Raw genomic sequence first — 23,175 nt, 5'->3', positions numbered from 1 at the left:
CGGCTACTGCACGTCGACGTAGTCACCCGTGGCCTTGACGGCCGGGGTGGTCGAGGTGCCCGCGAAGCTGTAGCGGAAGTAACCGTCGACGGTGGCCGTCGTGGTGGTCTTCAGGTTGCCGGTGCCGTCCGTCCTGACCGTCTTCAGCGTGGTGTACGTGTCGCTGTTCTTCTTGCGGAACTGCAGCTGCACCGACTGGCCCGTGTAGCCGTGGTACGCGAAGTCGTCCCAGTTGGCGCGGGAGAGCTTGCCGGTGACCGTGACGGTCCTGCCCTTCTTCACCGGCTCCGGAGCGGCGTTGACCGTCAGCTTGGAGTAGCGCTGGACCTTGACGGAGCCGAGGTTGTCGGCCCCGGCGAAACCGACCTGGCTCCAGTCGATGTCCTCGCCCAGCGGGTCCTGGTCGTTGAAGTCGAGGAGGTAACCGTCGGCCTTCCACGTGGTGGCGTCCTCGTTGCCCACCATGTCCCAGGTCGGGTCGGCCTCGATGGTGCTCGTGCAGTTCGCCTTCGTCGCGGAGACGTCGTGGCAGACCGGCCAGTCCGGGCCGACCAGCCAGTTGTCCGGCGTCTCGTAGTCGCCGCGGTAGAGCTCGACGTCCAGGTACGTGTCGTCGGCGTGGATGTCGACGTCCTCGGAGTGCGTCACGGTGAAGGTGACGGGGACCGTGACCTTGTTGCTGACGCCCACCGCGATCGGCTTGCCGTTGTTGACCTTCACGGCGGAGAAGGTGACGTCCAGCGGGTACGGCTCGGCGTCCTCGCCCGTGGAGCCGGTGTAGGCCGACTTGCCGTCGGTGGCCTCGCGCGCGGCCTGCGCGGCCTTCTGGACGTCGTCGTGGCTGTACGAGTGGCCGCCCGTCGCCTGGGCGGCGGGTACGGCGAGGGCGGAGAGGGCCAGGGCGCCGGAGACGGCGGCCACGGTGGCACGAATACGCATGCGATCCCCATATGGAGAAAGGGCCCCGACGGTGGTCGGCCCTGACGGCTCGTGCTCGCAGGGGCCCAAGTGATCATGGAGTCTGTTGACTCGGAAGACATGATCGCCCTGGCGCGCAAAAGGTTGTACGCGGGGTGAAGTTTTTGTGAAGCCCCGCCGAACCGACCTGAATCCCCGGCCCTGGGGCCCGGGATTCAGGTCACGCCGATGCCGGACCGCGCCGGGTGTTACTGCACGTCGACGTAGTCACCCGTGGCCTTGACGGCCGGGGTGGTCGAGGTGCCCGCGAAGCTGTAGCGGAAGTAACCGTCGACGGTGGCCGTCGTGGTGGTCTTCAGCTTGCCGGTGCCGTCCGTCTTGACGGTCTTGAGCGTGGTGTAGGTGGTGCTGCTCTTCTTGCGGAACTGCAGCTGCACCGACTGGCCCGTGTACCCCTGGTACTTGCCGTTGTCCCAGTTCGCGCGGGTCAGGGCGCCGGTGACCGTGATGGTCTTGCCCTTCTTCACCGGCTCCGGAGCGGCGTCGACCGTCAGCTTCGACAGGCGCTGGACCTGGAAGCCCTTGGCGTTGTCCTTCTGCGTGTAGTCGCCGTCCTTGCCCGCCGCGATGGCCCAGACCTTCCAGCCGCCGGCCACGGAGTCGATCAGGTTGGCGCCCGGCTCCATGTCGAAGGTCGACGTGCAGGTCGAGGTCGTGGTGCTGACCTTGGTGCAGGTGGCACGGCCGTCGCTGCTGTTGGCGACGGCACCGCTGTCGGCCGCTTCGATGCTCGCGCCGTGGTACAGGATCGCCTGTGCCCAGTCGACGCCCGACGCGTCCTTGGCGGTGAAGCTGACCTTGATGGTCTTCTTGGCGGTCGCGCCGACGACGACCGGCGTACCGCCGTTCACCACGACGCTCGAGATCGTGGTGTCCCCGCTGACCTCGTCGGCCTGCGCGGCAGGCACGGCGAGGGCGGAGAGAGCCAGGGCGCCGGAGATGGCGGCCACAGTGGCACGTATGCGCATGCGATCCCCACGTGAAAAACAGGGGGCCCCGACGGTGGTCGGTCCTGACGGCTCGCGGTCGTGGGGCCCAAGTGATGGTCGGGTCTGTTGACCCGGAAGAGAAGATCGACCACGCATGCGAAAAGTTGTACGCGAGGTGAACTTTTTTTCACGAAAGCCGGAGACGAAGGGGCGGACAGACGCGAATCCCCGGCCCGAGGGCCGGGGATTCGGGATCTTTCGAACCGTCCGGGTGTTACTGCACGTCGACGTAGTCGCCCGTGGCCTTGACGGCCGGGGTGGTCGAGGTGCCCGCGAAGCTGTAGCGGAAGTAACCGTCGACGGTGGCCGTCGTGGTGGTCTTCAGGTTGCCGGTGCCGTCCGTCTTGACCGTCTTCAGCGTGGTGTACGTGTCGCTGTTCTTCTTGCGGAACTGCAGCTGCACCGACTGGCCCGTGTAGCCGTGGTAGGCGTTGTCCTCCCAGTTGGCGCGGGAGAGCTTGCCGGTGACCGTGACGGTCCTGCCCTTCTTCACCGGCTCCGGCGAAGCGTTGACCGTCAGCTTGGAGTAGCGCTGGACGTTGGGCGAGGTGAAGCCGCCCTGGTCCGCGACACCGACCTTGCTCAGGTCGATGTCCTCGCTGGACGGGTCCTCGCCGTTGTACGCGATGGCCAGGCCGGCCGCCTTCCAGGCGCCCGCGTCCGAGTTGAGGAGCTCTCCCTCGGCCGGGTAGATGTCGATGACGGCCTTGCAGGAGGCGGCCGTCGCCGAGGTGGCGGAGCAGGTGCCCGGAGCGTTGCCGAAGAGCGTGTTGGCCGGCTCGTCGAACGAGCCCTTGTACAGGTACGGGCCGTTCAGGAAGTCGTCGGCGGTGATGTCGACGTCGGCACCGTGCGTCAGGGTGTAGGTGACCGGGACGGTCACGTGGTTGCTGACACCGACGGTGATGGCCTTGCCGCCGTTGACCTTGAAGTTGGAGAAGGAGACGTTCAGGTCGTACGGAACGCCGTCGACAGCGCCGGTGGAACCGGTGTACGGGGTCTTGCCCGAGGCGGCGCGGGCGGCCTCCTGCACCTTGGCGACGTCGGCGCGGTACGAGGAGGAGTCGGCGGCGTGGGCTCCCGGCACGACGAAGGCGGAGAGAGCCAGGGCGCCGGAGACGGCGGCCACGGTGGCACGAATGCGCATGCGATCCCCACGTGGAGACAGGGGCCCCGACGGTGGTCGGTCCTGGCGGTCCGCGACCGCAGTGGCCCAGATGACGGTGGAGTCTGATGACCCACTGGAGAAGATCACCCGGGCGGCCCAATAGTTGTACGCGAGACGAACATATTTCCGCGGCAGGACGACCGGGGCAGGAAAGACGGAGATCCCCGGCCCTGGGACCGGGGATCTCCTGCGACATCGGGCGCTACCGGCGTTCCGGCGCTCACCGGACGTTCTGGTGCTGCCGGACGTTCTGGTGCTGCCGGATGTTCAGGTGTTACTGCACGTCGACGTAGTCACCCGCGGCGCTGACGGCCGGGGTGGTCGAGGTGCCCGCGAAGCTGTAGCGGAAGTAACCGTCGGCGGTGGCCGTGGTGGTCGTCGACAGCTTGCCGCTGCTGTCCGTGGTGACCGTCTTGAGCGTGGTGTAGGTGGTGCTGTCCGCCTTGCGGAACTGCAGCTTCACCGACTGGCCCGTGTAGCCCTGGTACTTGCCGTTGTCCCAGTTCGCGCGGGTCAGCGCGCCGGTGACCGTGACGGTCTTGCCCTTCTTGACCGGCTCGGGCGCGGCGTCGACCGTCAGCTTCGACAGGCGCTGGACGTTCTGGGTGCCCAGGTCGCCCTGCCACTTGGCGTTGTCGCTGCCGTCGACGGCGAGCGCGCCGACCTTCCAGGCACCGGCCTGGGCGTCGTACAGGTCCAAGGTGTCGTCGGAGGAGGCCGGACGGAACTGGATCTTGGCCGTGCAGTTGGCCACCGTGGAGGAGACGGCGGTGCAGGTGCCGGGGTCGTCACCGAAGATGGCGTCGGTCGGCGAGGTGACCGAGGTGCCGCGGTAGAGCATCGGGCCGTTGTCGAAGGAGCTCAGGCTGACGCTGGAGGGGTGCGTGACCGTGTAGGTCGCGCCGACCGTGACCGTCGCCGAGACGCCGACCACGATGTTCTTGCCACTGTTGATCACGACGTTGGAGAAGGTGACGCCGGACACCGGGTTGCCTGCGGCCTGCGCGGCCGGCACGGCGAGAGCGGAAAGGGCCAGGGCGCCGGTCACGGCGGCCACGGTGGCTCGTATGCGCATGGGGTTCCCCAAGTGGAGAAAGGGGGTCCCGGCGGTGGTCGTTCCTCACGGCTCGTCGTCTGCGCGGGACCCAAGTGATCGGTGAGTCTGTTGACTCAAGGGGTGAGATTAGTGAGGGGTGCGCACGGTTGTACGGGTGGGGTGGGAGGAACCTCAGTTTTTAGGTTCGCGTTACGCGGGGATGGCGAAACACAGAGGGAAACACGGGGAAAGGCCCGGTCCCGGGAATCCCGGGACCGGGCGAAACGTGCCATTGCGCAGGCCTCCGGCCCGGCCGTTCCGAACCTCCGGCCCGGCCGGCCGGTACCCGAACCGGTCGGGACAACCGGCGCCTGATCCGGTCAGTCGAACCAGCGGTCCCGGGCCAGCTCCTCCGTGCGGGACGGGTCCTCCAGCAGCGCGGCGACCTCGAAGCGGCGCGGCCACTGGCCCGCCGACCAGGCGAGTCCGGCGGCGACACCCTCCAGGGTGGCGGCGTGCAGCACCCCGTCCCGGGTGCGGCGCCAGTCGAGCTCGGTGCCGTCGACCACGAGCTCCTCGTGCTCGACGTACGAGGCGGGGGTCGCGGGGCCCAGCAGGACCCGTACGGACTCCGGTACGTCGTGCTCGGCGCCCTCGGAGGTCACCTCGCCGGTGACGGACTCGCTCAGCCGCCGTACCTGGAACAGTTCGGCCAGCTCGGCGGCCCGCGACGGCGGCACCGGCAGCAGTGGTACCCCGGCGGTGAAGGCCAGCAGGTCCGGTGAGTCCACGACCACCGCGTCGGCCGCGTCCACGACCCGCACCTCGCCGTCCACGACCGCCCGCAGCTCGTCCGGCAGCGTCACCTGCTCGGGGTCGAGATCGGCCAGCGCGCCGTACAGGGCGTGCAGCTGCGCTCCGGTGACCGTGCGCCCGGGGTCGGCGAGCCGGCCGAGCAGTTCGGCCGCGCCGCCCGGCTCGTCGAGCAGGGCGGCCACGGACGTACGGACGCCGAGCGCCCGCAGCACCTGCTCGTCCTCGAAGCCGGTCGCGTCGGCCTCGTCGTACAGGCCGCGCAGCAGCGGATCGCCGCCGGCGGCGAGCAGACCGGCCGGCCGGCGCCCGTCGAGCACCGGATGCCCGCGCAGCCACCACGCCGTGTACGGCCGGACGATCTCGTGCGTGCCGTCCGGGAGCAGGATGCGCACCTGCTGGATGATCGCGTCCCGCAGCGGTGGCCGGGCGAGCAGCGCGAGTGCCTGCGGCCACCGGTCGTCGTCCACCAGGTCCAGATCCCGTACGGCCACGATCTCCGTGGCGACGGGCGGCACCGGCGAGTCGGGCAGCCGGTCCAGGACGTCCTCGCACCACACGTCCACCGCGTCCAGCAGGCCCGCGTCGTCGGGTTCGGCGAAGTCCGCGTCGCGCGGCTCCAGTTCGTCCGGATCGAGGACGACGTCGGTGGCGCGCACCAGGGCGAAGCCGGCGAGGACACCACAGGCGGCGAGCGGCTGCTCGCCCCAGCGCTCGGCCAACTCGGACTCCACGGAGGCGAGTTCGTCCTCGCGCATGATCTCGGCGAACGGGCTGCCGGGCAGCACGAGTTCACCGGCGGGCGCGAGTTCGCCTTCCTCGTCCGGCAGGGCGAGCGCGCCGAGCCAGGGCTCGTCGCCGGGTTCGAGCGCGGCGTCACGCACCAGCGCGAGGACGGTGTCCGCGAGCTCCTCCGCGTCCAGGGTGTCCTCGTCCCAGGCCCCGCCCTCGTCGTCGAGCGAGGCGGCCACCGCGGCCCGCACCTGCGGGGTGGTGAGCACCGCGCGCGGCGAGGCGGGGAGGGCTCCCAGCTTCTCCAGGAGCGGGTGGGCCGCGTCCGGGTGCGCGACCTTGAGGCCGAGCCGGGCGAGCGTGCCGGGGGCCACCAGGGAGCCCTCGGCGGTGGGCAGCAGGATCTGGCGGGGCCCGATCGTCGTACGGCCGTCGGCGAGCGGCACCGGCAGTCCGGACAGCCGGTCCGGGTCGACCCCGGCGAGGCTGTCGTACAGCCGGTACCACCACTCGGGGTCCTTCTCCAGGCCGGCCAGCCGGTCCACGGCCTCGGTGAGCGCGACCCGGGCGACGCCCAGCGTGCGCAGCTCCACCCGCCGTTCGAGCCCGGCGGGCAGCAGGCCGGTCAGCACCTCGGCGAGCACCCGGACGGTCTCGGCGCCCGCGCCCTCCACCACCTCGGCGTCCCGCGGCCGCAGGGCGGCGGGGTTCTCCGCCGTACTGCTCGCGGGCCAGTCCTCGGGGGCGTCGACCGCCGGCAGCCGGTCCGGCGGGGCGGCGGGCGGCAGGAACGCGGTGCGCGGCAGCCGGTCCAGGATCGCCTGCCGCAGCGCGCCGTCGAGCTCGCCCTTGCCGAGCGGACCGGGCACCAGGTCGATGATCCCGGCGTCCACCGGCCGCCAGGAGGCGAGGAGCTCGGCGTAGGCGTCCGCCGCGCGCTCCACCAGGAACTCCGTCAGCGGGCCGGGGGCGGCGTGACGGCGGGTGGTGTCGAGCGGGAACGAGGCGATGAGGAGCGCGGGCACGCCGAGGGCCTCGTCGCTCGGCGTCGGCGCGTGCACGACGGGGCTGGTACGGGGGCGGGCCGGGGCTCCCTCGGCGTCGACCGGGACGGCCCAGGTCACGGACCACCGCGGACGCAGCCGCTCCTCGACCGGGCGGTCGGCGAGCAGCGCGGGGTCGAGGGGGCCGTGCGCGTCGACGGTGCGGTAGCGGGTCGTGCCGTCGCGGGAGTCGTCGATGACGGTGCCGTGCTCGGCGGCGGTCCGGCGCAGGGTGCGGACCTCGGCGTCGCCGATCTCCACGACCACTTCCTCCAGGCCCGGGAGGGCCAGCAGGAGGGCGTCGTCGACGCTCCGCAGGAGGCGCTCGGCGAGATCCTCGGCTGCGGTGTCGCGCAGCGGCAGGATCACGGCGGTGTCGTACGGGGCCGGGGCGGTGCCCTCGGCCGCGAACGGCAGCCGCAGCAGCGGGACATGGCCGTCCCGGCGGCGGATCTCGTCACCGAGGCCGGGGCTGTCCGCGGCGGTGCCGGCGGCGAGGTCGCGGGCCTCGGCCAGCGCCCAGCGGACGCCGCCGCTCCGGCCGACGACGGCGGGTTCGTCGGTGACGGCGATGACCGCGGCGAAGCCGACGCCGAAACGGCCCACGGCCGTGTCCGGGGCGTCCCGCTTCGCGGAGGCCCTGAGGGTGGCGAGGGACTCGACGCCGACCGCGTCGAGGGGGGCGCCGGTGTTGGCCGCCACCAGGACGCCGTCGCGGAGCGTGAGGCGCAGCCGGCCCGGGGTGCCCGCGCGGGCCGAGGCGTCGGCGGCGTTCTGGGCGAGTTCCACGACGAGGCGGTCGCGGTACCCGCCGAGGACGAGGTCCTCCTCGGCGTTGGCGTCCTCGCGGAACCTGGCCGGGCTGGCCGCCCAGGCGTCCAGTACTCCGCGGCGCAGGCGCGCCGTGCCGAACGGGTCCGCACCCTCGGCAGCCGGCCGCACGAACTTACTCACGGGTTCACTCTCCCTCTCGCCTGGCGCGACCGCGAATGCTGCACCGGGTCGCGGCACGAAGGTACCGCGCGGGTTCGCTCGCGCTGACGTCACCGGGTGCGGTCCGGTGGGGGGTCGGGGCCGCGCCGGTACATCCGCCCGTCGCCGTCGGACGAGAGGTGGGCGTCGGTGGCGACGGGCATGTGATGTACCGGCGCGGCCCCTCCCGCGCGTACCCGGCTGCGGGTGCGATTTTCAGCCCCTCCGGCGTTTGAGGAGCGGGGTCCGGGGCGGAGCCCCGGGTACGGGAAGGGTAGGGGCGGAGAGGGCGAAAGAAGGCTCGGGGGCGCGCCCCGTGCCGGGGAGGGTGCCGGCACCGGTCACCCGCCCCGCGGGACGGCGGGCCCTACGAGTGACCCAGCTCCGCCTGGGATTCGTCGGTGGTCGCCGGGACCGACCCCGAGTCGGGGGACGGCCGCAGCGGGAACGGGTCCACCTGGGTCTCGTCGATCACCGGCAGCGGCGGCCGCGGCGGCTTCGGCATGACCGCGGCCTCCGAGTGCCCCCCGCACCCGTACGCGAGAGACACCACACGCCCGTCCGCCGGCGAGAACTCATTCGCGCAGACACCGAACGCCTGTCCGAGCGAGCCCCCGATGCGGTTCAGGAAGCCGCAGCTGACGCACGTCGCGGGCGCGGCCTGCGCCATCGCGGTCTTGGCCCCGTACGAGTCCTCCCAGCGGTCGGCCGCGACATGCAGCCCGTACCGGGAGAGCACCCGGGCCCGGCGCAGCCCCAGCTCCTCGGCCACGGCGGCGATCGAACCCCGGCGCGGGGCCATCGGCAGGTTCGCGGGCGTCCCCGCGGTCACCTCCGCGTCCTCCGCCTCCGCCAGCTCGGCCATGTCCTCGGAGACCGCCGAGTTCGGCGCGGGCTCGTCCTCGCCGGACCAGCCCGGCTCCAGCCGGAGGTCCTCGGCGTCCGTGGGCAGCAGGTCCCCGGGGCCCAGGTCGCCGGGGCGGAGCCGCTCGCTCCACGGCACCCACTCCGGGGCCAGCAGCGCGTCCGTGCCGGGCAGCAGCACCGTCTCGTCGAGGGTGACGATCTTCGCCCGGGAGGCGCGGGCCACGGTCGACGCCCAGCGCCAGCCGCGGTACCCGGGTTCCTTGCACTCGAAGTAGTGCGTGACAACGCGGTCCCCCTCGGAGACCAGTCCGAGATGCTCGCCGACGACGCCGGGATAGGCGGCTTCCTCGGCGGCCGCGCGGGCGAGGTCGACGGCCTCGGCGCACAGACGGTCTGGGGTGCGGCTTCGCGTTGTCGCTGCGCTCACAGGTATCGCTTCTCTCCTACGCCGTCTCACGGGTGCGCCCTTCCTCGGCGGGGGTGCGGACGGAGCGGACCGGTGGGCCGCGTCGACGTCCGCGCCCGATCGCACTCGGGCGCACCTACGCCATCCATTCTGCGGGATGGCCGAGAGGCGCGCGGCCGGGAACAATCGCCGCAGGCGCGTTACGCACGCTACCTTCTCCTGGCGCCTGGGCCCACACCGGCGGCCGTCTTCGCCGCCCCGCGCCGGGATCTTTGCCGCTCAGCGGCACCCGTTCCCCGCCGCTCCGCGAAAAATCCTTTCCCGCTCGCCCCCCGACTCGCCCGGTCGCACGGCGATCCGCCCGGTCCTCCGAAGATCCCCCGGTCCTCCCCCGGCACCCCCACTCGGCCCCTCCCTCGGACCCCGTACGCGCGGTAACCGCACTACGCACCCCGAACTCGGGGCACTATGACGGAGTGGCGTCCGCAAGGTCACCCCAGGGAGCAACCGGTGTCGGTGGCTCCAAGGGGAGCAACCGGAGTGGCGGATCGGGCCGGTTGACCGGGTCCGTCCGTGCGGTGGGACGTGCCCTGCACTTCCCGGTGCGCAAGACCGCGCGCGGCATCCGCAAGGCGACCCACGCGCACGGAGCGGGCGAGTCGGGCCTCGGGAAACTGATCGAACTGCACGCGGTGAACGGCGCGGGCGACGTCATGATCACGGTGGCGCTGGCGTCCACCGTGTTCTTCTCCGTGCCGACCGACGAGGCCCGCAGCAGGGTCGCCCTCTACCTGGGCATCACGATGGCGCCCTTCGCCGTCCTCGCCCCGGTGATCGGCCCGCTGCTCGACCGGCTGCCGCACGGCCGCCGGGCCGCGATGGCGGGCTCGATGCTCGCACGGGCGATGCTCGCGCTGATTCTGGCGAGCGCCGTCGTCACCGGCACCTTCGAGCTGTATCCCGCCGCACTCGGCGTGCTCGTCGCCTCCAAGGCGTACGGCGTGGTGCGCAGCGCCGTCGTACCCCGGCTCCTGCCACCCACGTTCTCCCTGGTCAAAGCCAATTCCCGGGTCACTCTGGGCGGACTCCTGGCCACCGGTGTGGCCGGGCCGATCGCCGCCCTGCTCCAGTCGGCGGGCGCGCGCTATCCGCTCTACGGCGCCTTCACGATCTTCATCGCGGGTACGTTCCTGTCGTTCTCCCTGCCGCCGAAGGTCGACTCCGCCAAAGGTGAGGACACGGCGCTGCTCGCCGCCGACGCGGACCATCTGCACGGCCCGCACCTGAAGAAACCCCCGCGCCCCGGGCTGCGGACCGTGGGCACGGCCGTCACCCACGCGCTCGGCGCCAACGCCTCGCTGCGCTGCCTGTCCGGCTTCCTGATCTTCTTCCTCGCCTTCCTGCTGCGCGAGCACCCGCTCACCGGCAAGAGCGCGGCGGTCTCGCTCGGCCTGGTGGTCGTCTCGGCCGGCGTCGGCAACGCGCTCGGCACCGCCGTCGGCGCCTGGCTGAAGCAGCGCGCACCGGAGATCATCATCGTGACGGTGGTGGCGTGCGTGCTGGCCGCCGCGATCACGGCGGCGCTGTTCTTCGGCACCCTGATGGTGGCGGCCTTCGCGGCGATCGCCGGTTTCGCGCAGGCCCTCGCCAAGCTGTCCCTGGACGCCCTGATCCAGCGCGACGTCCCCGAACTCGTCCGGAACTCGGCCTTCGCCCGCTCCGAGACGCTGCTCCAGATGGCCTGGGTCCTCGGCGGCGCCATCGGCATCGCGATGCCGCTCAACGGCCCGCTCGGCCTCTCCGTGGCCGCCGGGATCGTCGCCGTCGGGTGGCTGACGACCGTACGGGGACTGCTCCTCGTGGCCCGGCGCGGCGGATCGGCCCGCGGCCGCGTCTCCTGAGCCGCGCGGGGGCCTCGCACGGCACGCCGCACCCCACGTGAGGGCACGGGTGGGCGTGCCCGATAGCCTTCGGTCATGACCTCCCTGCCCCGCGGCAGAGCCGCTAATGGACAACGCGCTGCGCGCCGTCGCCGCGCCGTCGCCACGGTCGGCGCCGTTTCCGCCGGACTCCTCGCCCTGTCCGCCTGTGACAAGCCGACCCCGATCGCCACCGTCACGGTCGGAACCAAGTCGGTGAGCTCCGAGGCCGGCTGCTACAACGACGGCGACCCGGTGAAGACCGCGGACCTGACGAGCTGCCTGCGGTCCAAGGACATCAAGTCCATCACCATCGACCCCGACGAGACCGTCCGGTTCGGCGTGGACCCGAAGATCGCCGACAGCAAGTGGACGATCCTGATGAACGGGCAGCAGCTGCTCCCCACGTACAGCGACAAGACCTACCTGACGATTCCGGGCAGCGTCTTCTTCAACCAGCAGTACGGCGCCAACGCCACCTCGAACGTCATCTCCGTCAAGATGGGTGACAAGACGGTCAAGGGGCTGTGGTCCTTCAAGTTCAAGAAGGACTCGGACAACTGATCGCCGCCGCCGGGCCGAGGGTGCTCGTGGCCACCGCCGTCTCCGCGGAGAGGGAAGCGGTGGCCGCGGCGTCGTCCGGCACGGCGCGGGAGATACGGCTTCCGGGGGCGACGCTCCACCGGACCGGCGGGCTCGATCTGCTCGCCGCCGGTGTCGGCCCCGCCCTCGCCGCCGCCTCCGTCTCCGCCGCGCTGACGAGGGCCGCCCTCAACGGCACGCCCTACGGCCTCGTCGTCTGCGCGGGCATCGCCGGCGGATTCCAGCCCGGCGCGCCCGTGGGATCGCTCGTGGTCGCCGACGACATCGTCGCGGCGGACCTGGGCGCCGAGGCGCCGGAGGGGTTCCTGCCGGTCACCGAACTCGGCTTCGGGACCGTCAGCCACCGGCCTCCGGAATCACTCGTACGAGAAGTCGCCGCCGTCACCGGCGGCAGCGTCGGAACGGTCCTCACGGTGTCGACCGTGACCGGCAGCGCCGCACGCGCGGACGAACTGCGTACCCGGCACCCGCGCGCCCTCGCCGAGGCGATGGAGGGCTTCGGGGTCGCCGAGGCGGCCGGCGCGCACGGTGTGCCGGTGCTGGAGATCCGCGCGGTGTCCAATCCCGTCGGCCCGCGCGACCGCGCCGCGTGGCGCATCGGCGACGCCCTCGCGGCCCTCACGGACGCCTTCGGGAAGCTGGGGCCCCTCCTGGAGAGTTGGAACACTCATGAGCGCACCGACTGATTCCGCCGAAGCCCTGCGGATCGCCTACTCGCCCTGCCCCAACGACACCTTCGTGTTCGACGCCTGGGCGCACGGCCGCGTCCCGGGCGCGCCCTCGCTGGACGTGACCTTCGCGGACATCGACATCACCAACGGCATGGCCGAGCGCGGCGAGTTCGACGTGCTGAAGGTGTCGTACGCCGTACTGCCCTACGTCCTCGACGACTACGCGCTGCTGCCCTGCGGCGGCGCGCTCGGGCGGGGCTGCGGTCCCCTCGTGCTGACGCGGGAGGCGGGGGCCGACCTCGTCGGCCGTACCGTCGCCGTGCCGAGCGAGCGGTCGACGGCGTATCTGCTGTTCCGGCTGTGGGCCGCGGACATGGTTCCCGGCGGGGTCGGCGAGATCGTGGTCATGCCGTTCCACGAGATCATGCCGGCCGTGCGGGACGGGAAGGTCGACGCGGGGCTCGTCATCCACGAGGCGCGTTTCACGTACCAGGACTACGGACTGCACAAGCTCGCCGACATGGGCGAGCACTGGGAGCACACCACCGGGCTGCCGATCCCGCTGGGCGCGATCATCGCCAGGCGGTCGCTGGGAGCGGAGCGGCTCCTGGAGCTCGCCGAGGCCGCCCGCGCCTCGGTGCGCGCCGCCTGGGACGACCCGGAGGCCTCCCGCCCCTACGTCCTGGAGCACGCCCAGGAGATGGACCCGCGTGTCGCGGACCAGCACATCGGCCTGTACGTCAACGAGTTCACGGCCGATCTGGGCGAGCCCGGATACGCGGCGGTCCGCGGACTGCTCACGCGTGCGGCGGCCGAGGGGCTGGTGCCGCCCCTCGGGCCGGACGCGCTGGCGTTTCCCTGATGTCCGGTTCCCGCCCGGGCCCGGCCGGATTCCACCGGGACACGGTGGCCTCCGGCCGCTGACGGCCGGTCATACGTCGAGCTGGTCGGCGACCGCGCGCAACAGGCCCGCGATCTTCTTGCCGGAGGTCTTCTCGGGGTAGCGGCCCTTTTCCAGGGTGGGCGTGATGTTCTCGAGGAGGGTCGTCAGGTCCTGGACGATGGAAGCCAGTTCGTCCGGCTTGCGGCGCTGGGCGGCCGCGACCGAGGGGGTCGGTTCCAGAAGGGTCACCGAGAGGGCCTGATCGCCGCGCTGACCGGCGACGACACCGAACTCGACACGCTGGCCGGGCTTGAGGGCGTCTACTCCGGCGGGCAGGACCGAGGAATGGACGAAGACGTCGCCGCCGTCGTCACGGGAGAGAAAGCCGAAGCCCTTCTCAGTGTTGAACCACTTGACTTTGCCGGTGGGCACGTCTGTCCTCGTCCTCGTACTCGTCGGAAACTTCTCTGGGAACGGCTCGGGCGGTTGCGGCGGCAACTGTCCGGGAAACGCCTCTGGATAGCACTACAGCGGGTCAGCCGACCCGCCGGTACCAAGGCTAATGGTCCGTCGGCTCGTGACAAGACGTCGCTGGATTGTTCCTTCGGGCAGGGAACTACCCTGGTGGAGTGCGTGACAAAACCCAAGCGAATTCCCCTGAAGCCGGCGACCGGCTGATCCGTGCCGGTGCCATCGTTTTCTTCATCGGAACGTTGGCCACACTGGTCACCGTGGCACCGCTGTTCCTCGGTACGAAACCTTTTCCGTTCTACATGTTCGGTCTGAGCATGCTCATGGGCGTCGGATTCCTGCTGGCCGCGGCGGGAGTGCTCCGGTCCGCCGCCGAGGGCCGCCGCCGGGCCCGCGCCGCCCGTTCCTGACGGCGGACGCCACGGAGGACGCCACGGAGGGCGCTCGTCCCGCGGGGCCGTCGCCGACGGCACGCGCCGCGGCGGGCCCCGCCGGGAACCGCCGTGCCCTCAGCGGTGGTTCTCCAGCCACGCCGGGAACTCCGTGAGGTCGGCGAGGACGACGTCCGCGCCCGCCGCGCGCAGTTCGTCGGCGTCGCACGGCCCGGTCGCCACGGCCACGCTGTACGCCCGCGCGGTGCGTGCCCCGCGGACGTCGCCGGTGTGGTCGCCGACGTACACGCTCGCGCCGTGCTCGCGCAGCGCCACCGCCTTCTGCTCGGCCCACAGGCTGCCGACGACCTCGTCCGCGTCGATGCCCAGGTGGCCCAGGTGCAGCCTGGCGTTGGGCTCCCACTTCGCGGTCACGACGACCGCGCGGCCGCCCGCCGCCCGCACCGCCGTGACGGCCTCGCGCGCGCCGGGCATCGCGAGCGAGCCGGTGATCGCGTACTCGGGGTACATCTCGCGGTAGAGGCCGGTCATCTCCTCTATCCGCTCGGCCGGGAACCAGTGGGCGAGTTCCTCCTCCAGCGGCGGCCCGAGCCGCGTGACCACGAGATCGGCGTCGATGGACGTCCCGGTCCGTGCCGACAGCGCCGTGAAGCAGGCGTGGATCCCGGGGCGGGAGTCGATCAGGGTCATGTCGAGGTCGAAGCCGACGGTCAGCGCAGGTGAGGTCATATGGGCCATTGTGCCCAGGCCGCCGGGGGACCGGTCCAGGCCTTTTCGCCGGGGCGGCGCCGAGCGCCTTCGCCGGAACCCGGGTCAGGGACCGTGCCGGGCCTCAGCGGGTGCGCTGGGAGCGCCAGACCAGGTAGAGGGCCGAGGCGATCGCCGCGCCGCGGACGACGAAGGGCCAGGTCTGGGCCATCGCCTCGTTCATGTGGCCCTCGGCGACGGGGGTGCCCCAGCGGCCGTTCGAACGGCCCCAGAGCCAGACGATCCCGGCCGTGGCGGACAGTCCCGGCAGGACGAGGACGGCCCACTTCGACTCCGCCGGGGTCAACTTGCGCGAGCCGTAGGCGATCAGCCAGCCGAGGCCGAGCGCGAACCAGTTGCCGAGGACCGCGCCGGCGACGAGGAGGGCGGCGGCGAGCAGGAGCAGCGGGTTGGTCCAGCCGCCGGGGCGCGGGAGGCGGAGACGGGGTCCGCGGCGCGCGACGGCGGCCCCGTCGGCCGGCCTGTCCCCGGGGTCCGGCGCCGTCTCCTCGGCCGGTTTCGTCTCCTCACCGGCCGCGCCGTCCTGCTCGGCCGGGGGCGGCTTGAGCAGTTCGGGGATCTCCACGCCGCCGACGAACCCGGGCACGCTGTCGCCGAGCCCGAAGGGGCTGTCGGTGGAGCGCCACCAGTCGGGCCGGGTGGCGCTGTCGCCCAGTTCGGACGCGCTCGCCAGATGGGGCGGGGACGGGGTGTCGGCCCCGGCGTTCTCGGCGGTCCGCTCCGGGGCCGGGCGGGGGCGGGGGACGACGCGGCGCAGTCCCTTCGGGCGCTCCTGCGGTTCGGCGGCGGCGCGCTGCGACGGCACGGCGGCCCAGGTCCCGGTGCCGGCCCCGGCGGCGTCCGAACCCCTTCCGGCCGCCGCGACGATCTCGTCGGGGGTGCCGAGGCGGTCGAGGATGCGGCGGACGGCGGCGGGACTGTCGGCGGCTCCGGCCCGGCGGCGGCCGATCTCCTCGCGCAGTTCCGTGACCAGGCGCATGCGGGTGGCCGACGGCAGCTGCCGCCGCTGGGCCAGGTCACCGACCCGGCTCAGATAGTCGAAGACCAGCTGGTCGCTCTCGATCCCCACGAAGTCCCCTCCGGGGCGCGTGCGTTGAATACCCCGTGCGGGACGAAGGTACCGGTTCTCCCGTGCGCGGGAGCGTCCGGCCGGGGCCTCGGGCAGCCGTACGACGTCCACCCGCCCCCGGAATCGCGGGGCCGCCGCACGGTCCACCGGGCGGGGGCCGGGCCCCGGGGGCATCCCACCCGCTACCGTGGACAGGATGAGCCCCGAGACGACCGCCCCGCGGTCCCTGGCGGAAGCACTCCGCGCGCGGGACGACGCCTCGCTGTCCGCCCTCCTGCGGTCCCGGCCGGACCTGATCACCCCCGTCCCCACGGACCTCACCCAGCTGGCCACACGGGCGGGCACCCGGGCGTCGGTCGTACGCGCCCTGGAGCGTCTGGACCGTTTCACGCTGCAGACGGCGGAAGCGCTGGCGGTGGCGCGGGAACCGGCGACGTACGACGAACTGCTCGGGCTGCTGGCGGGCGACGACGGCGACCCGGTGGCCACGGCGGCCTTCCCGCACGCGCTCGCCGCGCTGCGCGAGCAGGCTCTGCTGTGGGGACCCGACGACCGCCTCCGGCTCGTCCGCACGGCACGTGAACTGCTCGCGCCGTCCCCGCAGCACCCGTCCCCGACGGGCCTCGGGCCGACGGTCGGCGAGGCCACGGCCGGCATGTCGCCGGGCCGCATCCAGGAGATCGTGGCCACGGCGGGGCTGGCCTCCACCCACGACTCCGTGTCGGCGGTGGCATCGCTCAGCGCCCTGTTCTCCGGCCGGACCCGGATGTCGGCGCTGCTCGACGAGGCGCCCGCCGAGGCGGTGGAGGTGCTGTCCCGGCTGGTGTGGGGGCCGCCGTACGGGCAGGTGACGGCCGAACCCGCGGCACATCTGCGCTGGCTGATCGGGCGGGGGCTGCTGCTGCCCACGGCGCCGGGCACGGTCGTCCTGCCCCGGGAGGTCGCCCTGCACCTGCGGGCGGGCCGCGCGCACCGGGTGACCGAGCCGGTGGCCCCCGCGGTCGGGGCCGCGACGGCCCACAGTCCGCAGGCCGTGGACGCCGCCGCGGCCGGCCAGGCGTACACGACGCTGGCGACCGTCGAGGAACTGCTGAAGGACTGGCACGAGGGCGGTCCCGCCGTGCTGCGCGCGGGCGGCGTGAGCGTGCGGGACCTGAAGCGAACGGCGGTGGCGCTCGACGTCCCCGAACCCGTCGCCGCGTTCTGGGTGGAACTCGCCCACGCGGCGGGTCTGGTGGCGTCGGACGGCGAGGCGGACGAGCGGTTCGCGGCGACGCCCGCCTACGACACCTGGCTGGAGCTGCCCGCCGCGGAGCGCTGGGCCGAGCTCGCGTCGGCGTGGCTCGCGGCGACCCGCACGGCCGGTCTGGTCGGCGGACGGGACGCGAAGGACCGTACGCTCTCCGCGCTCGGCCCCGGCCTCGACCGTTCCGCGGCACCCGAGGTCCGCCGGCGCGTCCTCGTCCTGCTGGCCGAGCTTCCCGAGGGGTCCTCTCCCGACACGGACTCGCTCCTGGCCCGGCTGCACTGGGAACGGCCCTCGCGCAGTGTCCGGCCCGCGCCGGACGACCCCCGGGCCCGGCTGGCCCGCTGGACGCTGTCCGAGGCGGAGCTGCTCGGGGTGACCGGCCGCGGTGCGCTGTCCGCCCAGGGACGGGCGCTGCTCGGCCTGCCCGCCCCGGAGGGCGCGCGGGCGGCGCAGCCGTCAGGACCGGGTGACAGGCTTCCCGCCCACCACAGGCGGCGCGACCCGGCGGCCTCCGCCGTGACCGCTCCGCCGCCGCACTCCCCCGCCGAGCGGGCCGCGGCGACGGCCCGGGCCACCGCCCTCCTCGCGCCGCTGCTGCCCGAACCGCTCGACCACGTCCTGCTCCAGGCGGATCTGACGGCGGTCGCGCCCGGCCCGCTGAAGCGTCCGCTGGCCGACACGCTCGGGGTGCTCGCGGACGTCGAGTCCAAGGGCGGGGCCACGGTGTACCGCTTCACCCCGGCCTCGGTGCGCCGGGCGCTCGACGCGGGCCGTTCGGCGTCCGACCTGCACGCCTTCCTCGCCGCCCACTCCCGTACGCCGGTCCCGCAGCCGCTGGCCTATCTGATCGACGACATGGCGCGCCGGCACGGCCATCTGCGGATCGGGGCGGCGTCGGCGTACGTCCGCTGCGACGACGAGGCGGTGCTCAACGAGATCCTCGCCGACAAGCGGTCGCAGGAGTTCGGGCTGCGGCGGATCGCGCCGACGGTGCTGGTCGCGCAGTCCGACCCGTCGAGCCTGCTCGCCGGTCTGCGGACGATGGGCTTCGCGCCGGCCGCCGAGTCGGCGGAGGGCGACGTGCTGATCAGCCGGGCGCACGCCCACCGCACCCCGCCGCGCACGGCCCCCGAGCCCGTCCCGGACGGCCCGCCGGTCCCCGACGCCACGCTCCTCGGTGCCGCGATCCGGGCGATCCGGGCCGGGGACCTCGCCTCCACGGCCCCGCGCAAGGAGGACCCCGCCGCCGGCCGCCCGGGCGACGGCACCCTGCCCCGCACCAGCTCCGCCGAGACCCTCGCGACCATGCAGGCCGCCGTGATGACGGGCGAGGCGGTGTGGATCGGCTACGTCAACGCCGAGGGCGCGGCCAGCCAGCGCGTCATCGCCCCCATCCGGGTCGAGGGCGGCTTCGTCACGGCGTACGACCACACGGCGGACGAGGTCCGCACCTATCCGCTGCACCGGGTCACGGGGGTGGCGGAGCTGGCCGACGACCAGCCGTGACCGCCCGCCGGTAGGGCACACTGGAGGTTTGGCCGAGCATCCGCGCCGGGTGCCGCCACGCAGAAAGGACGGCTGTGAACGGACCCCTGATCGTCCAGTCCGACAAAACGCTTCTGCTCGAAGTCGATCACGAACGGGCCGACGCCTGCCGTCGGGTCATCGCCCCCTTCGCCGAGCTGGAGCGGGCGCCCGAGCACATCCACACCTACCGGGTGACCCCGCTCGGCCTGTGGAACGCGCGGGCCGCCGGGCACGACGCCGAGCAGGTCGTGGACGCGCTGGTGGAGTTCAGCCGCTATCCGGTCCCGCACGCGCTGCTCGTGGACATCGCCGAGACGATGGACCGCTACGGACGCCTCACGCTGAGCAAGCACCCGGCCCACGGGCTCGTCCTGACCACCACCGACCGGCCCGTCCTCGAAGAGGTGCTGCGCTCCAAGCGGATCGCCCCGCTCGTCGGCAACCGGATCGACCCGGACACCGTGGCCGTGCACCCCTCCGAGCGCGGCCAGATCAAGCAGACCCTGCTGAAGCTGGGCTGGCCGGCCGAGGACCTCGCCGGGTACGTCGACGGCGAGGCGCACGCGATCGAGCTCGACGAGACCGGCTGGGCGCTGCGGCCCTACCAGCGCCAGGCCGTGGAGAACTTCTGGCACGGCGGCTCCGGCGTGGTCGTGCTGCCCTGCGGCGCGGGCAAGACGCTGGTCGGGGCCGGTGCCATGGCGCAGGCCAAGGCGACCACGCTGATCCTCGTCACCAACACCGTCTCCGCCCGGCAGTGGAAGCACGAACTGGTGAAGCGGACCTCGCTGACCGAGGACGAGATCGGCGAGTACAGCGGCACCCGCAAGGAGATCCGTCCGGTCACCATCGCCACCTACCAGGTGCTGACGACCCGGCGGAAGGGCGTCTACCCGCACCTGGAGCTCTTCGACTCCCGCGACTGGGGCCTGATCCTCTACGACGAGGTCCACCTGCTGCCCGCCCCGGTCTTCAAGTTCACCGCCGACCTGCAGGCCCGGCGCCGGCTGGGGCTGACCGCCACGCTGGTCCGCGAGGACGGGCGCGAGTCGGACGTCTTCTCGCTCATCGGGCCCAAGCGGTTCGACGCGCCCTGGAAGGAGATCGAGGCCCAGGGCTACATCGCGCCGGCCGACTGCGTCGAGGTGCGGGTGAACCTCACCGACTCCGAGCGGCTCGCGTACGCCACCGCCGAGAACGAGGAGAAGTACCGCTTCTGTGCCACCACCGCGACCAAGCGGAAGGTGACCGAGGCGCTGGTGCGCAGGTTCGCCGGTCAGCAGATCCTGGTGATCGGCCAGTACATCGACCAGCTCGACGAGCTGGGTGAGCATCTGAACGCGCCGGTCATCAAGGGCGAGACCAGCAACGCCCAGCGGGAGAAGCTGTTCGACGCCTTCCGGGAGGGCGAGATCAGCGTGCTCGTCGTGTCCAAGGTCGCCAACTTCTCCATCGACCTGCCGGAGGCGACGGTGGCCATCCAGGTCTCGGGCACCTTCGGCTCCCGCCAGGAGGAGGCCCAGCGCCTGGGCCGCGTGCTGCGCCCGAAGGCCGACGGCCACCAGGCCCACTTCTACTCCGTGGTCGCCCGCGACACGATCGACCAGGACTTCGCCGCCCACCGCCAGCGCTTCCTGGCGGAACAGGGCTACGCCTACCGGATCATGGACGCCGACGAGGTGCTCGCGGACACCGAGTAGCCGTCACGGGCGGGGCGGTTCCGGCCCCGGCCGGGGAAGATCCAGCCCCTCCGGCGTTCGAGGAGCGGGGTCCGGGGCGGAGCCCCAGGGGATGGGTCGGACGGGGTCGAGCCGTCCGTCGGGGGCGGGACAGGAGTGCGGGTCGCCCGGGGCAGGAACTCAGCGGCGCCGGACGCCCGCCTCCTCGCCGTACTCGCCGAGCAGGACGACCCCGATGGCCGCGCGCCCGAACACCTTGACGGCCTTCAGGGCGTCGCCGAGGCGGTGGCGGTGGTCGACGGAGGTGACGGCCGTCGCACCACGCGCGACGGACCCGGGATGGGCAGGACCTGGGATGAAAGTGGCTGCGCTCATATCTCCATGGTGCGACTGCCCCGACCCGAACGGCGTCGGTCCCCGGACCGAACCTCACCACCTCTCAGGTACCGCTCCGGGCCGTCCTCCGTACGCCTCACGACGGACCCCGCCCCCTAGGGATCCCGGGGGCCGACCCCGAAACGGCGCGGGCGGCGGGAAAACCATTGGCCCCCACATCCGTCCGTCGCCTAGAATCTTCGGTCTTGCCCGCCTCCCTTCACGGAGTGCCGCCGCCCGGCCGGAAACCGGACGGCACCTGGATTCACACCGGATTCCGTCGGAATTCCCGACGGATTCCCGACGGAATCCGCAGCGATTCACGAACCGCACCACTCGCGCAGCACTGCCAGAGCACCGCGGCACTCCCGCAGCACCCCCACAGCAGGCTTCCCGGAGGCAATTCCCCGTGTCCACCCTGTCCGACGGTCCGTCCGGCACCCCGTCCCCGTCCGGCACCCCGTCCCCGTCCGACGACCCCCTGTCCCGCGAACGCTCCCACCTCGGCCGGTCCCGTTCGGCGCTCCGCGCGATGCGCGAGGACGCCGAGAACCTCGACATCCGCGACGTCACCGCGAACTGGGTGAACGCCGAGGTGCTGCACCGGCAGATCACCGAGCGCATCAAGGCCCTCGCCGACCTCAGCCACACCCCGCTGTTCTTCGGCCGGCTCGACTATCTGCACGCTCCCGGCTCCGACCTGGCCGAGGGCGCCGAGGGCGAGCGGTTCTACATCGGGCGGCGCCATGTGCACGACGCCGACGGCGACCCGATGGTGATCGACTGGCGCGCGCCGGTGTCCCAGCCGTTCTACCGGGCCTCGAAGAAGGACCCGATGGACATCGGGCTGCGCCGGCGTTTCGGCTACACCGGTGGCGACCTCACGGCCTACGAGGACGAGCACCTCTCCGACCCGGCCGAGGCGGCGGCCACCAGCAAGCTGCTCCAGCAGGAGATCGAGCGCCCGCGCGTCGGTCCGATGCGCGACATCGTGGCGACCATCCAGCCGGAGCAGGACGAGATCGTCCGCTCCGGGCTGTCCGGTTCGGTCTGCGTGCAGGGAGGCCCCGGCACCGGGAAGACCGCCGTCGGCCTGCACCGGGTCGCGTATCTGCTGTACGCGCACCGGGAACGGCTCGCCCGCACCGGCACCCTGGTGATCGGGCCGAACAAGTCCTTCCTGCACTACATCGAGCAGGTCCTGCCCGCCCTCGGCGAGCTGGAGGTCAAGCAGGCGACCGTCGACGATCTCGTCGCCCATGTCGAGGTGCGCGGGAGCGACGACGCGGCGGCGGCCGTGATCAAGGGCGACGCCCGCATGGCCCGGGTGCTGCGCCGGGCCGTGCGCTCGCACGTGACGATCCCGACCGAGCCCGTGGTGGTGGTCAGGGGATCGCGGCGCTGGCGCGTTCCGGCGTACGAGCTGGAGGAGATCGTCCGGGAGCTGCTCGACCGGGACATCCGGTACGGCGCGGCCCACCAGGCCCTTCCGCAGCGCATCGCGCACGCCGTACTGGTCCAGATGGAGCGCTCCGGGGAGGCGCCGGACGACCGGGTGCAGGACGCCGTCGCCCGCAACGCCGCCGTGAAGGCCGCCGTCAAGGCGATCTGGCCGCAGGTCGACCCCGCCAGGCTCGTGCTCCGGCTGCTCACCGACGCCGACTTCCTCGCCGCGCACGCGGAGGGGCTGCTGGACGAGGCCGAGCAGAAGGAGATCCTCTGGGCGAAGCCGGTGCGCAGCGTGAAGAGCGCGAAGTGGTCGGCCGCCGACGCCGTGCTGATCGACGAGGCGACCGATCTGGTCCAGCGCACGCACTCCCTCGGCCACGTGGTGCTCGACGAGGCGCAGGACCTCTCCCCGATGCAGTACCGCGCCGTGGGCCGGCGCTGCACGACGGGCTCCGCGACCGTGCTCGGGGACCTGGCGCAGGGGACGACCCCGTGGGCGACCCGGAGCTGGGAGGAGGCCCTCCTGCACCTGGGCAAGGGCGACGCGGTCGTCGAGGAGCTGACCGCCGGTTTCCGTGTCCCCACGGACGTCATCACGTACGCGTCCCGGCTGCTGCCGCACATCGCGCCCGGTCTCGCGCCGGTCGCCTCGGTGCGGGAGAACCCGGGCTTCTTCGAGGTGCGCGCGAGCACCGAGGACGCCGAAGTCCTGGGCGCGGTGGAGGAGTTGCTGGGCCACGAGGGATCGGTCGGGCTGATCGCGGCCGACGCCCGGATCCCCGTGCTCGCCGAGGCGCTGACGGCGGCCGGGCGGACGTATCTGGGTCCGGGCGAGGAGACGACGGCCGACACCCGGCTGACCCTGGTGCCGGCCTCGCTCGCCAAGGGCCTGGAGTACGACTACGTGGTCCTGGACGAGCCGCGGGCCGTCGTCGACGGCGAACCGGACGAGCGCACCGGGCTGCGCCGCCTGTACGTGGCGCTCACCCGTGCGGTCTCGGGCCTGATCGTGACGCACGCGGCGCCGCTCCCGGCCGAACTGGTCTGACCGCGGCGGCACCCGGCCCGCGGCCCTCGACGGGGATGCCGACGGCCCCCGGCGTGGACGCCGGGGGC

Annotated in this window: 18 protein-coding genes; 8 read left to right on the top strand and 10 right to left on the bottom strand. The window is 72.8% G+C overall.

Annotated elements, in window-relative coordinates:
* Positions 1-3: 3 nt before the first annotated feature.
* The 6 genes from ACH4S8_RS21375 to ACH4S8_RS21350 all read right to left on the bottom strand — a co-directional run bounded on the left by ACH4S8_RS21375 (position 4) and on the right by ACH4S8_RS21350 (position 9,025).
* Complete coding sequence (locus tag ACH4S8_RS21375) at positions 4-939, bottom strand: hypothetical protein (RefSeq protein WP_398396244.1); 936 nt, start codon at positions 937-939, stop codon at positions 4-6.
* Positions 940-1,166: 227 nt separating this feature from the next.
* Positions 1,167-1,946 (bottom strand): calcium-binding protein, encoded by a 780-nt coding sequence (locus ACH4S8_RS21370; RefSeq protein ID WP_398396242.1) that lies wholly within the window; start codon positions 1,944-1,946, stop codon positions 1,167-1,169.
* Between the two features lie 235 nt (positions 1,947-2,181).
* On the bottom strand, positions 2,182-3,114 hold the full coding sequence (locus ACH4S8_RS21365; protein WP_398396240.1) for a hypothetical protein: 933 nt from the start codon (positions 3,112-3,114) through the stop codon (positions 2,182-2,184).
* 295 nt (positions 3,115-3,409) lie between these two features.
* A complete protein-coding gene (locus ACH4S8_RS21360; RefSeq protein ID WP_398396238.1) occupies positions 3,410-4,210 on the bottom strand; it encodes a hypothetical protein in 801 nt (266 codons plus the stop codon).
* Between the two features lie 341 nt (positions 4,211-4,551).
* Positions 4,552-7,713, bottom strand: a complete 3,162-nt coding sequence (locus tag ACH4S8_RS21355; protein ID WP_398396236.1) for a sacsin N-terminal ATP-binding-like domain-containing protein — start codon at positions 7,711-7,713, stop codon at positions 4,552-4,554.
* A 385-nt stretch (positions 7,714-8,098) separates the two neighbouring features.
* Positions 8,099-9,025: a DUF3027 domain-containing protein gene (locus ACH4S8_RS21350; RefSeq protein WP_398396234.1), complete on the bottom strand. Its 927-nt coding sequence runs from the start codon at positions 9,023-9,025 to the stop codon at positions 8,099-8,101.
* Between the two features lie 455 nt (positions 9,026-9,480).
* Here ACH4S8_RS21350 and ACH4S8_RS21345 point away from each other — a divergent pair, with 455 nt between their 5' ends.
* From ACH4S8_RS21345 to ACH4S8_RS21330, 4 genes are all read left to right on the top strand, one after another.
* Positions 9,481-10,905, top strand: coding sequence for an MFS transporter (locus tag ACH4S8_RS21345; protein WP_398396232.1), 1,425 nt, complete (start codon positions 9,481-9,483; stop codon positions 10,903-10,905).
* Between the two features lie 75 nt (positions 10,906-10,980).
* Entirely contained in the window at positions 10,981-11,487 is a 507-nt protein-coding gene (locus tag ACH4S8_RS21340) for a DUF2771 domain-containing protein (RefSeq protein WP_398396230.1), read from the top strand.
* Positions 11,451-12,212, top strand: coding sequence for a futalosine hydrolase (locus ACH4S8_RS21335; protein WP_398396228.1), 762 nt, complete (start codon positions 11,451-11,453; stop codon positions 12,210-12,212). Before ACH4S8_RS21340 ends, ACH4S8_RS21335 begins: the two co-directional genes overlap by 37 nt.
* Positions 12,196-13,059: a 1,4-dihydroxy-6-naphthoate synthase gene (locus ACH4S8_RS21330; RefSeq protein ID WP_398396226.1), complete on the top strand. Its 864-nt coding sequence runs from the start codon at positions 12,196-12,198 to the stop codon at positions 13,057-13,059. Before ACH4S8_RS21335 ends, ACH4S8_RS21330 begins: the two co-directional genes overlap by 17 nt.
* 69 nt (positions 13,060-13,128) lie before the next feature.
* Here ACH4S8_RS21330 and ACH4S8_RS21325 read toward each other — a convergent pair whose 3' ends face one another.
* Positions 13,129-13,512 carry a cold-shock protein gene (locus ACH4S8_RS21325; protein ID WP_398396224.1) on the bottom strand — a complete coding sequence of 128 codons (384 nt, stop codon included), beginning with the start codon at positions 13,510-13,512 and terminating at the stop codon, positions 13,129-13,131.
* Between the two features lie 197 nt (positions 13,513-13,709).
* Between ACH4S8_RS21325 and ACH4S8_RS21320 the strand changes: the two genes are divergently transcribed.
* Positions 13,710-13,961, top strand: a complete 252-nt coding sequence (locus ACH4S8_RS21320) for a hypothetical protein (RefSeq protein WP_398396222.1) — start codon at positions 13,710-13,712, stop codon at positions 13,959-13,961.
* 99 nt (positions 13,962-14,060) lie between these two features.
* Here ACH4S8_RS21320 and ACH4S8_RS21315 read toward each other — a convergent pair whose 3' ends face one another.
* Both ACH4S8_RS21315 and ACH4S8_RS21310 read right to left on the bottom strand, forming a co-directional pair.
* Positions 14,061-14,681 (bottom strand): HAD family hydrolase, encoded by a 621-nt coding sequence (locus ACH4S8_RS21315; protein ID WP_398396218.1) that lies wholly within the window; start codon positions 14,679-14,681, stop codon positions 14,061-14,063.
* A gap of 94 nt (positions 14,682-14,775) precedes the next feature.
* A complete protein-coding gene (locus tag ACH4S8_RS21310; RefSeq protein WP_398396216.1) occupies positions 14,776-15,780 on the bottom strand; it encodes an HAAS signaling domain-containing protein in 1,005 nt (334 codons plus the stop codon).
* A 196-nt stretch (positions 15,781-15,976) separates the two neighbouring features.
* Here ACH4S8_RS21310 and ACH4S8_RS21305 point away from each other — a divergent pair, with 196 nt between their 5' ends.
* Both ACH4S8_RS21305 and ACH4S8_RS21300 read left to right on the top strand, forming a co-directional pair.
* The gene (locus ACH4S8_RS21305; RefSeq protein ID WP_398396214.1) at positions 15,977-18,535 is read left to right on the top strand and encodes a helicase-associated domain-containing protein; all 2,559 of its coding nucleotides are present in this window, start codon (positions 15,977-15,979) and stop codon (positions 18,533-18,535) included.
* A gap of 74 nt (positions 18,536-18,609) precedes the next feature.
* Positions 18,610-20,256, top strand: coding sequence for a DNA repair helicase XPB (locus ACH4S8_RS21300; protein WP_398396212.1), 1,647 nt, complete (start codon positions 18,610-18,612; stop codon positions 20,254-20,256).
* Between the two features lie 159 nt (positions 20,257-20,415).
* On the opposite strand, the gene ACH4S8_RS21295 is transcribed toward ACH4S8_RS21300, so the two are convergent.
* A complete protein-coding gene (locus tag ACH4S8_RS21295; RefSeq protein ID WP_398396210.1) occupies positions 20,416-20,610 on the bottom strand; it encodes a hypothetical protein in 195 nt (64 codons plus the stop codon).
* 418 nt (positions 20,611-21,028) lie between these two features.
* Between ACH4S8_RS21295 and ACH4S8_RS21290 the strand changes: the two genes are divergently transcribed.
* Complete coding sequence (locus tag ACH4S8_RS21290) at positions 21,029-23,107, top strand: HelD family protein (protein WP_398396698.1); 2,079 nt, start codon at positions 21,029-21,031, stop codon at positions 23,105-23,107.
* Positions 23,108-23,175 lie beyond the last annotated feature (68 nt).

Source organism: Streptomyces sp. NPDC021080 (genome assembly GCF_044333225.1).
Lineage (GTDB): Bacteria > Actinomycetota > Actinomycetes > Streptomycetales > Streptomycetaceae > Streptomyces.
This window is presented reverse-complemented; position numbering and strand designations above follow the sequence as displayed.